The organism is Bacillus sp. C30, from assembly GCF_040838255.1.
Lineage (GTDB): Bacteria > Bacillota > Bacilli > Bacillales > Bacillaceae_G > Bacillus_A > Bacillus_A mycoides.
The window spans coordinates 1-13,187 of sequence record NZ_JBFPJH010000083.1 but is presented as its reverse complement, the minus strand read 5'-3'; the positions used below and the strand labels follow the sequence as shown (position 1 = coordinate 13,187).

The 13,187-nt window shown below is 34.8% G+C and carries 13 protein-coding genes; 12 read left to right on the top strand and 1 reads right to left on the bottom strand.

The genetic code is table 11. The annotated features are described in order from the left end of the window. The 12 genes from AB3X49_RS10700 to AB3X49_RS10645 all read left to right on the top strand — a co-directional run. The coding region (locus AB3X49_RS10700) for a flavin monoamine oxidase family protein (protein ID WP_367961949.1) at nt 1–1,102 on the top strand (1,102 nt) is incomplete at its 5' end. 117 nt (nt 1,103–1,219) lie between these two features. Then, nucleotides 1,220–2,143 (top strand): CobW family GTP-binding protein, encoded by a 924-nt coding sequence (locus tag AB3X49_RS10695; protein WP_041868035.1) that lies wholly within the window; start codon nt 1,220–1,222, stop codon nt 2,141–2,143. Between the two features lie 130 nt (nt 2,144–2,273). Beyond that, complete coding sequence (locus AB3X49_RS10690; protein ID WP_001290796.1) at nt 2,274–2,879, top strand: TetR/AcrR family transcriptional regulator; 606 nt, start codon at nt 2,274–2,276, stop codon at nt 2,877–2,879. Between the two features lie 15 nt (nt 2,880–2,894). Next, nucleotides 2,895–4,385, top strand: a complete 1,491-nt coding sequence (locus AB3X49_RS10685) for an o-succinylbenzoate--CoA ligase (protein ID WP_367961945.1) — start codon at nt 2,895–2,897, stop codon at nt 4,383–4,385. 4 nt (nt 4,386–4,389) lie between these two features. Then, the gene (locus tag AB3X49_RS10680; RefSeq protein WP_002012316.1) at nt 4,390–4,806 is read left to right on the top strand and encodes a MaoC family dehydratase; all 417 of its coding nucleotides are present in this window, start codon (nt 4,390–4,392) and stop codon (nt 4,804–4,806) included. Continuing rightward, complete coding sequence (locus AB3X49_RS10675) at nt 4,806–5,801, top strand: 3-oxoacyl-ACP synthase (protein WP_001219349.1); 996 nt, start codon at nt 4,806–4,808, stop codon at nt 5,799–5,801. The genes AB3X49_RS10680 and AB3X49_RS10675 overlap by 1 nt, the downstream gene beginning before the upstream one ends. Nucleotides 5,802–5,863: 62 nt before the next feature. Beyond that, the gene (locus tag AB3X49_RS10670; protein WP_367961952.1) at nt 5,864–7,660 is read left to right on the top strand and encodes a 6-bladed beta-propeller; all 1,797 of its coding nucleotides are present in this window, start codon (nt 5,864–5,866) and stop codon (nt 7,658–7,660) included. 234 nt (nt 7,661–7,894) lie between these two features. Next, entirely contained in the window at nt 7,895–9,112 is a 1,218-nt protein-coding gene (locus AB3X49_RS10665) for a substrate-binding domain-containing protein (RefSeq protein WP_367961941.1), read from the top strand. A gap of 90 nt (nt 9,113–9,202) precedes the next feature. After that, nucleotides 9,203–9,976 carry an ABC transporter ATP-binding protein gene (locus AB3X49_RS10660; RefSeq protein ID WP_000149306.1) on the top strand — a complete coding sequence of 258 codons (774 nt, stop codon included), beginning with the start codon at nt 9,203–9,205 and terminating at the stop codon, nt 9,974–9,976. Next, the gene (locus AB3X49_RS10655) at nt 9,954–10,655 is read left to right on the top strand and encodes a branched-chain amino acid ABC transporter ATP-binding protein (RefSeq protein WP_001196706.1); all 702 of its coding nucleotides are present in this window, start codon (nt 9,954–9,956) and stop codon (nt 10,653–10,655) included. The genes AB3X49_RS10660 and AB3X49_RS10655 overlap by 23 nt, the downstream gene beginning before the upstream one ends. Before the next feature lie 21 nt (nt 10,656–10,676). Beyond that, a complete protein-coding gene (locus AB3X49_RS10650) occupies nt 10,677–11,537 on the top strand; it encodes a branched-chain amino acid ABC transporter permease (protein ID WP_367961938.1) in 861 nt (286 codons plus the stop codon). Nucleotides 11,538–11,586: 49 nt separating this feature from the next. Continuing rightward, nucleotides 11,587–12,540: a branched-chain amino acid ABC transporter permease gene (locus AB3X49_RS10645; RefSeq protein WP_002126891.1), complete on the top strand. Its 954-nt coding sequence runs from the start codon at nt 11,587–11,589 to the stop codon at nt 12,538–12,540. Nucleotides 12,541–12,704: 164 nt separating this feature from the next. Here the strand turns inward: AB3X49_RS10645 and AB3X49_RS10640 are convergent. Further along, the coding region (locus tag AB3X49_RS10640; protein ID WP_483298776.1) for a type 2 periplasmic-binding domain-containing protein at nt 12,705–13,187 on the bottom strand (483 nt) is incomplete at its 5' end.

Genomic DNA, 13,187 nt, shown 5'->3' with positions numbered 1-13,187 from the left:
AATTTATACGAATAACAAAAGAACGAGATTGGATGTGTTTGAAAAGGATCCAAGTGTACTTGGATATCCAGTTTTAGATAAAGAAAGAGGGAAAACAGCAGAAGGGTTAATGTTAGGGGTATTGGAACCGATACTTAATTATATTAAGAAAGATCCGGATAAAAACTGGATTATTGTTGAAAAAAAGTATAAAACATATTCGCTCGGTTCATTTTTAACCGAGTATTATTCAGATGGGGCAATAGATATGATCGGAGTACTTCTTGATATGGAAGCATACATGGGAATGTCTTTAATTGAAGTATTACGCGAAATGATCTTTTTCACTTCAACGACGAAATATTATGAGATAACGGGCGGGATGGATGCATTACCAAATTCATTTTTACCAGAGCTAAAGGATAATATTTTTATGCCGTATAAAGTAGAAAAAATTATACAGGAAGATAATAAAGTAATGATGCAAGTAACACATGAACAAACGTTAAATTCATTTATAGTAACTGGTGACATCGCTATTGTCACAATTCCATTTTCAGCTTTGCGATTTGTAGAAGTTCAGCCATATCATTTATTCTCTTATTATAAAAGGCGGGCAATTCGTGAATTAAATTATATTGCTTCAACTAAAATTGCGATAGAGTTTAAAAGTAGATTTTGGGAAAGAGCAGGACAATATGGTGGTAAGTCAATTACAGATTTACCTATCCGCTTTACATATTATCCGAGCTACGGCATTCATACACCAGGGGCGGCTATCGTTTTAGTGAGTTATACGTGGGCAGATGAGGCGTTAACGTGGGATAGTCTCTCGAATAGAGAACGTATTCGTTATGCGTTGAAAAATTTAGCGCAAATATATGGAAATGTGGTTTATAGTGAGTATGTTGCGGGAGAATCTTTTAGCTGGAGTCAAAATCCGTATTCTTGCGGAGCATTTACAGCTTTTGAACCAGGGCAAGAGCTTGAATTGTTTCCATATATTACGCCGCCAGCGGGTAGAGTGCACTTTGCAGGAGAACATACGACATTAACACATGGATGGATGCAAGGAGCAATCGAGTCTGGAATTAGAGTTGCTCATGAAGTGAATGGAAAATGAAACGATAATCTAGCAGTTTTGTTTACAAATAGGTATTCTTTTAATAAAATGATAAATATAAATCGTAATAATTACGCTTTGAAGAAATTTGAAGTAGAGAAATGGATGGTCGGTCGAATGAGTAAAGTAGAAATTCATATATTAGGTGGTTTTTTAGGTAGCGGAAAATCAACATTGCTGCAAAATTTATTATTAGCAGAAAAGAAGAAAAATCGAAAAGTTGCAGTTTTGATGAATGAAATCGGTGAATACTCGGTAGATACAGATATTATTGGAAAAGAGAATGTGTTAAGGGAACTGCTGAAAGGATGTATTTGTTGTACGTTAAAAGAAGAGCTTGAAATTCAATTACATTCTTTATATCAACAAGAAAGACCAGATGTAATTTATATAGAAACAACAGGTGTCGCACATCCAATTGAAGTGTTAGATGCATGTGTATCACCAATTTTAGCTCCTTTCCTTGAAGTGAAATCTATAGTAGTCGTATTAGATGCAGTAAGATGGTTAAACCGAAGTATATTAAGTGCAAATGTACAACAGCTATTACATGAGCAAATGAAATATGGAAGTCATATTCTTATTAATAAATCAGATTTATTAACAGATTCGGATAAGAACAAAGTACTTGAAGACGTAAAGGCAATAAATAATCATGCGAAATTGTTTGAAACAAAGTATTGTAATATATCTTTAAAAGATATAGAAGAAGCTGAATTTGTGAGAGATGGAGAACATGAGACACTACATGTCAAACAGCATTTACATATACAAACGATGACGTATCAATTTACGAAATCGATTGATCAAGATAAATTATACGAATGGCTTTCGAATTTACCAGATAGTATTTATCGCGTAAAAGGATTTGTGAAATTCCATGGAGATAAATACCCTCACTTATTCCAATATTCATTTGGCGTACCAACCTTACTGGAACAAGACTTCGGTTTCCCGACAAATTTGGTAGTAATAGGGGAAGGATTAGATAAGAAGCAATTGGTTGAGGGGTTAGAGAAAGTAGAACTTAATTCTAATTAAGATTAAAGGACTAACTTCAAAATAAGTTAGTCCTTTTTTGTATGTAGAAAAACGCTTGCGGATTTTGTCTAATGAAAATAATTGAAAAATTCAGAAATATATTTATAATCAAATCTAAGAGGTGATTCAGGTGTCAGAAAAAATAATAATGGATGTAAAAAACCTAACAACAAAAGGGTTAGAAACGAGAGAGAAATTATTGTGTGCTGCAGAAGAGGTATTTGGTAATAAAGGATATTACGAAGCTTCTATCGTGAATATTACACAAGAAGCAACGGTAGCGCACGGAACTTTCTATAATTACTTTCCATCTAAAAAAGATATATTTGATGAATTGATTCGCAGATTGAACCGTGAGTTACGCTTAATTATTAAAGAAGAAATGAAGGGGATATCAAGTTATGAAGAGGCACAAAGAAGAGGCTTTCAGGCCTTTTTTCGATGGGTGAAAGATCGTCCTAATCTATATAACATTGTACAACAGGCGGTAGTTGTTGATGATAATTTATATAGATGGTATTATGCAAAGCTCGCAAATGGATTTTTAAAAAGTTTATCGGCTGGCATGGAAGCGGGAGAATTTAAACAACTTGATAAAGAAACAATTGCGTATTGTCTTATGTCAATTGGTCAATTTTTAGGAATGCGATGGGGCTATTGGGAAGAGAAAGATGTTCCGGAAGATGTATTTGAAGCAGCGATGTCATTAATATTTGAAGGATTGAGAAAGAGATAAGGGAGTGGGGAAAATATGCAAGGCATTGCTTATTGGATTGAAAAACGGGCCTATTTACATCCAGATCGCATTGCCATTATTACAGAAGAGGAGGAAATGACATATAAACAGTTACACGAGTATGTAAGTAAAGTAGCAGCATATTTAATTTACGACTTAAATGTGCAAAAAGGAGAGAGGATAGCTATTTTATCACAAAATAGCTTGGAATATATTGTACTTTTATTTGCTATAGCAAAGGTAGAATGTATTGCTGTTCCACTGAATATACGGTTAACAGAAAATGAACTTATATTTCAGTTAAAAGATAGTGGAGCTACAGTTTTATTTGTAGAGGAAACATTTCAAAATATGGCACTGTCAATGCAGAATGTAACATATGTACAAAGGGTTATTTCGATTAAAAGTTTAAAAGAAATAGAAGATAGAAAAATTGACAACTTTGAAGAGATAAATGAAAGCGCATCCTTTATTATATGTTATACCTCGGGGACAACAGGACAACCGAAAGGAGCTGTACTTACACAAGAGAATATGTTTTGGAATGCGCTTAATAATACATTTGCGATTGACCTAACTGTTCATGACCGCTCCATTGTGTTATTGCCTTTATTTCATATTGGTGGGATTGGTTTATTCGCATTTCCAACTTTATTTGCAGGTGGAATAATCATTGTTCCGAGAAAATTTGAGCCAACCATAGCTCTTTCTATGATAGAAAAATATAAAGTGACTGTTGTAATGGGAGTACCTACAATTCACCAAGCATTAATTAATTGCGCAAAGTTTGAAACTACAAATTTACAATCAGTTCGCTGGTTTTATAACGGTGGTGCACCATGTCCAGAAGAGTTGATGAGAGAATTTATAGATAGAGGATTTTTATTTGGTCAAGGCTTTGGTATGACTGAAACATCACCAACCGTATTTATGCTTTCAGAAGAAGATGCAAGACGTAAAGTAGGCTCAATTGGAAAACCTGTTCTGTTTTGTGATTATGTACTTATTGATGAAAACAAAAATAAAGTTGAGATTGGTGAAGTTGGAGAGTTACTAATAAGAGGACCAAATGTAATGAAAGGGTATTGGAATCGGCCAGATGCAACAGAAGAAACGATTCAAGATGGTTGGTTACATACTGGTGATTTAGCTAAAGTTGATGAAGATGGTTTTGTATACATTGTCGGTAGAAAAAAAGAAATGATAATTTCCGGTGGTGAAAATATTTATCCCCTTGAAGTAGAGCAAGTTATTAATAAACTATCAGAAGTATGTGAGGTAGCAGTAATTGGTACACAACATGTAAAGTGGGGAGAGATTCCAATCGCCTTTATTGTGAAAAAGAGTTGCAGTGTATTAACTGAAAAGGAAGTCATTGATCATTGTCGTTTATTTCTAGCCAAATATAAAGTTCCAAAAGAAATTGTGTTTCTAGAGGAATTGCCTAAAAATGCAACTGGTAAAATTCAAAAAGCACAGTTAGCAAATCAACTGAAAAGTAGGTGAAGGGATGATTATGTATAGTTCCGGTCAACAGGCATCATGTAGTAAAACAATAACAGAAACGGATTTTGTATTATTTGCGGGTTTGAGCGGGGATTTTAATCCAATTCATATTGATCATGAGTATGCAAAACAAACTAGATTTAATCAAAGAATCGCACATGGTTTATTAACTTCTAGTTTATTATCACAATTGTTAGGCGTTCATTTACCAGGAAAGGGTTCCGTTTATATGGAACAAACTATTAAATTTACAGCGCCAGTTTTTATAGGAGATACGATTACAGCTACGGCAACAGTACAAGAATTTATGATAGAAAAGAGAGTTTTGAAATTGTTAACTGAGTGTCATAACCAAAAAGGAGATTTAGTGTTAACAGGTGTAGCGACTATGATGGTGCCAAAAGAAGGAGGAATTGTCTAATGAGAATTGGGATTGAAGCAACTGGTGTTTTCTTCCCAAAAGACGTAGAGACGGCCGCAGATTTATCTAAAAAAACAGGTATTCCTGAGAATATTATTATAGAAAAGTTTGGGTTATATGAAAAACATGTCGCAGACGAAACGATGCATGCATCAGATTTAGCTATTGCTGCTGCAAAGCCAATATTATTACAAGTAGATCCTCAATCTATTGATGTAGTCATTTATTTTGGCAGTCCACATAAAGATTACCACGTATGGTCTAGTGCCCCAAAAATTCAGCATGAACTTGGATTGAAAAATGCTTATGCTTTTGAAATTATGAATGTTAGTTCTTGCTTTCCAATCGCTCTCAAAGTCGCAAAGGATATGCTCTACTCTGATAAATCAATTGAAAATATATTATTAGTAGGTGGATGTAAAGAATCTCAAATTGTAGATTATGATAATCCACGCTCACGTTTTATGTTTAATTTTGCTGATGGCGGAAGTGCAGCTTTAGTAAAAAAGGGAGCTAGCAACGGTGAAATATTAGGCAGTGCGATTATAACGGATGGTTCATTTCATGACGATGTTCGTATTCCAGCTGGTGGATCGAAGCAGGTTGCGAGCTATGATACAGTTGAGAATCGACAACATTATATTGATGTAATAGATCCTATTAGTATGAAAGAACGTTTAGATCCAATTTCAACCCCTAATTTTGATAAGGTTATTCGGGAGGCGTTAAGAAAAAGTGGATTTACTCCTAAAGATATTAAAGTATTGTTACCACTGCATACAAAACGCTCTATGCTAATAGAATTGTTACAGGGGCTGGGCTTAGTAGAAGAGCAAGTTGTATATTTAGATCATTATGGGCATATGTCAGCACTTGACCCATGTATAGGTCTTCATTTTGCAAATGAGCAAGGGAAATTACAGCCTGGAGATATTGCAGTAGTGGTTAGTGCAGGTACTGGGTATACTTGGGCAGCTACTGTGATTAGATGGTAGTAAGCATGGATTTTATCAAAAAAATTATATGTTGTTTTTTCATTGTTATTGTGAGTCTAGGGATGTTTGCTTCTGTAGGAAGTGCCTCTGCTGTAAAATATGTGAAATCATGGGGGAGTGAGCTAGATACTTCTAAGTTACTAAGGACACCAGTGGCGATGGCAAGGGATGCAAAAGGATTTTTGTATGTTGTTGATATGGGGAATAATAGGATTTTGAAAATAGATAAGAATGGAGAAGTTGTTGATGCTATAGGAACTTTAGGTGAAGGTCCGGGACAGTTTAATATGCCATTTGGTATTGCTGTTGATAAAGAAGGTAATATTTTAGTTGCGGATACAGCGAATTATCGTATTCAAAAATTTAATGAGGAGTTTCAATTTATTAAAAGTTGGGGCACAAAAGGTAAAGGAAGTGAGCAGTTCTCGTTTCCTAGGGAAATTGCAGTAGATAGCGATAACAATTACTATATTACGGATGAATACAATCATCGTATTCAAAAATATAGCCCGGATGGGCAGTATATTCAAACAATAGGGAGTTATGGAAAGGCGAATGGAGAAATGGCTTTACCACAAGGAATTGCGATAAATAAACAAGACGAGGTCTATATTGCAGACACATATAACAATCGTATTCAAGTGTTTGATAAAAAAGGGGAGTTTCAGCGAGTAATCGGAACAGGAATTGCAGGTTTAGGCCCATATCAATTCTACCATCCAAGAGGAATAAATTTTGACTCAACATCTGGATCGCTATATGTAGCAGATACATATAACAATCGGATAATGAAATTTACAAATAAAGATCAATTTTTATATACAGTAGGTAACTTTTTTCAGTTTGTTTATCCTAATCAAGTTTTTCCGGATGGTAAAGGGAATATCTATATAACAGATACGGGAAATAATCGTGTACTTTTATATAATGAGGTAGGCCTAACAGCGGTAATGAAGAAAACCATAGGTAATGAAAGGAATGGAAATACACAATATGCAGGACCTTATGATGTCGAAAGAGACACGAATGGAAATGTTTTTGTATCTGATTCTTTTAATCATCGAATTTTGAAATATGATATATCTGGGAAGATTGTTGCTAAGTGGGGAAGTTTATTTGGTACTGGTGGGCCACTTGGGTTCGGAAGTCTTCCAGGACAGTTTTTTGTTCCAAGACAGATTGCAACGGATCGTTACAATAATGTGTATGTATCTGATTCTGTAAATCATCGTATCCAAAAATTCACCAATTCAGGGATAGCGCTTGCTTCATATGGTTCATTTGGAGTATTACCAGTTTTTTTTCAATTTCCATCTGGAATAGCTATTGATAGTAAAGGAAACATATTTATAGCTGATTCAGAAAATCATCGTATTCAAAAATTTAATCCATTCTTTGTATATATGAAAGAATGGGGGAGAAAAGGAAGTGGAGAGGGAGAGTTTTTTCAACCTATGCAATTAGCAATTGATTCAAAAGATAATGTTTATGTTGTTGATCGGATTAATAATAGGGTTCAAAAATTTGATAATGAGGGTAATTTTCTTACAAAATGGGGTACAAATCATGGAGCTGGAAACTTAGATCCACTAGAAAATTGGAGAGAGGGTCCAGGAGATCTTTTTTTGCCAATAGGAATTGAAATCGATATAAATAATACGGTATATGTCACAGATACTTCTAATAATCGTGTGAATATTTACAATGAAAATGGGAATTTTTTAGAGTCTTTTGGAAGTTTTAATGGTATGTCAGGGCAGTTTTTCTCACCACAAGGAATAGATGTGGATAGTCAAGGGAATATCATTATTACAGATGGTTTACTCCAAAGAATTCAATTTTTTAAGAAAGCTAATTAATATTGGAGACTCAAAATGCTTGTTAGAAAGGATAGAAGTTTAATAGTTTGGGAATGCGGTATAGGTAGGAATAAAATATTTATATGAAATTGTAAAGGTGTTTAATGGAAATCGGAGAAGATACATGTATACTAACAATCTCGTTTATATTATTCAAAGGAAAAGTCATAATTACGGATGGGTAACTTTGGCGTGTTTGACTCTATCAGAAAGTAAAGTATGGGGAGGATCACAATGTCGATGAAAAAACGTAGATGGCTAAAAATGGTGGCTGCTGGTTGTGTTTTAGGTTCGTTATTAATAACGGCAGCTTGTTCAGGAAAGAAAACAAGTACAGAGGATGAAAAGACGATTAAGGTAGGGGTTCTTGCTTCATTAACAGGTCCATTAGAATCATATGGAAAACAAACAGTGAACGGATTTGAATTAGGGTTAGACTATGCAACTGGTGGAACTGGGAAAGTGGAAGGGAAGAAGATTAAGTTTGTTGTAGAAGATACGGAAACGAAAGCTGATGTAGCGGTTAAAAAAGCTACGAAGTTATTAGAAGAAGAGAAAGTCGATTTTTTAGTCGGATCGTCTAGTTCAAGTGATACATTAGCGGTTTTACCACTTGCAGAGGAATATGAAAAAATAATGGTTGTAGAACCAGCAGTAGCTGATAGTATTACCGGGAAGAACTGGAATAAATATATTTTTAGAACAGGTAGAAATTCATCTCAAGATGCAGTCGCTGGTGCTGCGGCAATTGCTAAAAAAGATGTAAAAATAGCAACGTTAGCACAAGATAATGCTTACGGCCGTGAGGGAATTGCGGCATTTAAAGCTGGAGCGAAGAAATTAGGTGCGAATATTGTAAACGAGCAATATGCTGATACAAATTCGACTGACTTCACTGCAAATATTCAAAATATTATTAGCTCAAAACCAGATTATTTATTTATCGTTTGGGCAGGTGCGAATTCACCTTGGAAACAGTTAAAAGATATGAATGTGGAAGCGCAGGGTATTAAAATTTCTACCGGTGCACCAGATATACCGGCATTAAAAACGATGGATGCGTTAGTAGGAATGCAAGGTTTTTCTGTTTATTATCACACACTTCCGAAAAATAAGGTGAATGATTGGTTAGTTGAAGAACATAAAAAACGATTTAATGGTGCGGTGCCAGATTTATTTACAGCAGGAGGAATGTCAGCGGCAATTTCAATTGTAGAAGCTTTAAAGAAAACAAAAGGTGATACAGATGTAGATACATTGATTAAGAAAATGGAAGGAATGGAATTTGATACACCGAAAGGAAAGATGAAATTTAGAGAGAAGGATCATCAAGCGATGCAGACACTTTATTCTATCACATTGAAAAAGCAAGATGGTGTTGATTATCCGGTGCCAGTATTAGAGCGAGAATTAACGATGAAAGAGACAGAACCCCAAGTTCAAAATAAATAGACTGAATTTTCTGTTGTTTCGTATAAAGAGGGAGTACACCCTCTTTATACGTATTTCTTTCATACTTAAAGCTTTAAAGGGAGGGATTTCGTGACACATTTGCTAGAAACGAAAAATCTTTGCGTATCTTTTGGCGAGCATCATGTTATTAAGGATGTGAATTTAACAGTACAAAAAGGAAAGCTCATTTCAATTATTGGACCAAATGGTGCAGGAAAGACAACGCTATTCAATTTACTAAGTGGACAAATTTCTCCAACAAAGGGTGAAGTATATTTTAAAGGACAAGAGATTACAAATTTATCAATTTCGGATCGTACTCGATTAGGAATTGGTCGTTCTTTTCAACTTACAAATATATTCCCAGAGTTAACGGTACTTGAAAATGTTCGTTTAAGTGTTCAATCATTTGTGCAAGATTACTATAGTTTTTTTCCGAGTTCGGCAAAATTTAAGCAACAAGTTGGAGAGGCGAGACGTTTCTTAAAAACAGTATTACTTCACGAGAAAGAACATGTATTAGCGAAAGATCTAGCGCACGGGGAAAAACGAAAGTTAGAGCTTGCGATGTTATTAGCTTTAAAAACGGATGTGTTACTACTTGATGAGCCGACGGCAGGTATATCAGTTGAGGAGGTACCGGCTATTTTACAAGTGATTGAAAATATTAAGAAACATCCAGAGAGTACAATTGTACTTATTGAACACAAAATGGATATGGTACTAGGTTTGTCAGACCATCTTATCGTTTTATTCCATGGAGAGTTATTGGCTGAAGGTTTGCCCGAAGAAATGATGAAAGATGAGCGTGTACAAAGTGCTTATTTAGGGGGATTATATAGTGGCACTATTACAAGTGAATAATATAGAGACGTATTTAGATCAGTTTCATATTTTACAAGGGGTATCTCTTACTGTTGAGAAAGGAACGATTACTGTACTGTTTGGAAGAAATGGGGCAGGGAAGACTACGACATTACGTTCGGTTATGGGATTTCACCATATCGCACATGGTGAAATTTATTATGATAGTACACAAGTAAATGGATTATCTACACATTTAATTTCAAGGAAAGGAATAGGGTATGTACCAGAAAATCAAGGTATTTTTCACGACCTGACAGTAGAAGAAACATTCGCTCTTGCTAGGGGGAAGGGAGAAGAAGCGGAAGAAAAAATAGACTGGATGCTTGAATTATTTCCAGATTTAAAGCAATTTTGGCACAAAAAAAGCGGACTCTTAAGCGGAGGGCAAAAGCAAATGCTAGCAATTTCAAGAGCATTTATTAATAGTGATGGTTTATTACTTATTGATGAGCCGAGTAAAGGCTTGTCGCCCATTATGATAGAAAAATTAATGATAGCCATTTTGAAAATGAAAGAGAAAACAACAGTTTTACTCGTTGAACAAAACTTTATGATGGCTAGTCAAATTGGTGATTACTTTTATATTATGGATAACGGAAGAATTGTTCATAACGGTTTTATGCATGAATTAAAAGAGGATAAGGAAATGTGTCACAAATATTTAGGAATCTCTTAACATGAATCCGGGGTGAGAAGGATGGATGTGTTAATCAATTTATTTGTAAATGGGATTTCAACAGGGATGCTCATTTTTTTATTAGCATCAGGTCTTTCACTTATTTTCGGTTTAATGAGCGTTCTAAACTTCGCACATGGTGGGTTATTTGCATGGGGAGCTTTTACAGGTGTATGGATATTTAATACAACTAGAAGCTATTTACTCGCTTTAATTGGAGCAATTGCTATGGGGATGTTTCTTGGATTCATTTTAGAAAGATTCCTTATTAGACCGGTATATGGAAATCATGTTCGCCAGCTTCTTGTGACGCTTGGAGGAATGCTTGTACTTAGTGAATGTATTAAAGTATTTTGGGGGCCAAATCCAATTGGTGCTAAATTACCGTTATGGTTACAAGGTAGTTATACATTTGAAGGCGTTATATTAATTAAATATCGTCTATTCGTTATTTTAATTGGGATCATCATTTACATTGCCTTACTATTATTGCTCAAAAAAACAAAGATAGGTCTTATGATTCGCGCAGGTGTAATGGATAAAGAGATGGTTCAAGCGCTCGGTATTAATGTAAAAGCGATATTTTCTTTCGTCTTTTTATTAGGAGCAGGGATGGCGGCTTTGGGAGGCTTCTTATTAGCACCGTATTCAGGTGTTATTTTCGCCGAGATGGGTATGCAGTATGCGATTTTAGCTTTTATAGTAGTGATAATTGGAGGATTAGGAAGCGTACAAGGTTCAGCAATCGCTTCTTTAATTGTTGGATTAGCTGGTGCTTTTACAGCATATTTTATACCGGATTTATCACTTGCAATTAATATGTTAATGTTACTATTTTTCTTAATAGTGAAGCCAACGGGACTTGTTGGTGAAAAGGGGTGAAATGGTGAACAGCACATCGAATCGAATTAAAGTATACTTCGGAGTATTTATGCTCATTTGTTTAAGTGTATTTCCATTCGTAAATGATTCACGGAGCTTGTTAATTTTGTTCACTCAAATCTTCATCTTTGCTATTTTCGCTATGAGTTTTGATGTTCTCCTTGGATATACAGGTATTGTTTCATTCGGTCATTGTATGTTCTTTGGTATAGGGGCGTATGGGGTAGCACTTTTATTTGATCGACAAGGGGTGTCTATCACAAACTTTTTTATAGGAATAGCAGCCGCAATTATTGTATCAGCCATCGTTAGTTATATAATCGGTTTGCTTTCTTTACGGCTGAAAAGTCATTTTTATGCAATGTTAACGCTCGCTATTTCCCAGCTGTTTTTCGTACTTGCTGAAAAATGGCGTTCACTGACTCATGGAGGAGATGGATTTACATTTCGTGTACCAGATATATTCCGTGATCGTTTTACATTTTATTATATAACATTTATATGTCTAATCAGTATTTTCATTTTGTTACGTCTTTTCACAAAATCTTCAATTGGGAAAGTGTTAAAGGCGATTTCACAAAATGAACAACGAGTTGAAGCACTTGGCTATAAAGTTCTTCATTATAAAATTATTGCTAGTGTTGTTGCAGGAGTAGTTGCAGCGATTAGCGGTGGTTTATTTGTCATCACATTACGCTTTGTTAATACAACTGTATTTTCAATTGAAATGACGTTAAATGCATTATTGATGACAATGATTGGGGGAGTTGGAACGTTAATCGGAGCTATTGCTGGAGCGGGGATTATTGAATCACTGAAATATTATTTATCAGAACTAGCTACAGAGTATCCGATTTTTGAAAGGTGGACGATTATTCTAGGTTTATTATACATTATCGTGTTATTAGTTTTTCCAAAAGGATTAGTTGGAACGGTTAAGAAGTTGAAGAATTTTAAAAGAAGTAAGAAGGAGAAGAGTACAGGGGTGGAACAGAACGTGTAAAATAAGTCTTCAAGATGAAAAGGGATGTCCTAGTAGTTAAACATATTAACTAGGTAACATCCCTTTTTATTTTATTAGGCCGTACGATAGTATATGAAGTTATATTAGCGATTCGAAAAGGGATATCTATTTATCCGTAAAATACGACAAGTGTAGCCTCTTTATTAATTAAATAGTTCACCTGGAATCACTTTATCTAAGTCTCGAGTTGTAAAGAAGTTAATAGGTAGTTTTTCAACCGCGACATTTTCAACTGGAACTAATTTATCATTTCTAATCGGTAAAAAAGCTATCCCATTTCCCTCAACAATAAACTCTTCAATAAGCGAATAAGAATCTAACTGTTGAAGTTGATGCTGAGATAGATTGTTTTCTTTTAGAAATTGTATTGTCATATTTCTAAAAGGGCACTTTTTATCGTTACTAACAAAGAAAAGTTCTTTTGAAAAGTCAATGTTACACTGTTCTTTCGCTTTTAATAAGCCTACAGAAATTGAAGTGGTGAATACTTTTTTAAACGCTGCGTCGGGATAATCCTCATAAGTTATGACCATATCAACTTTTTGTTGCTGTAGTAGTTTTTGTAAATGGCTACTACTTTCTATATATATTTGATAATTCCTGAAATTTTCTTTAATACGCATACT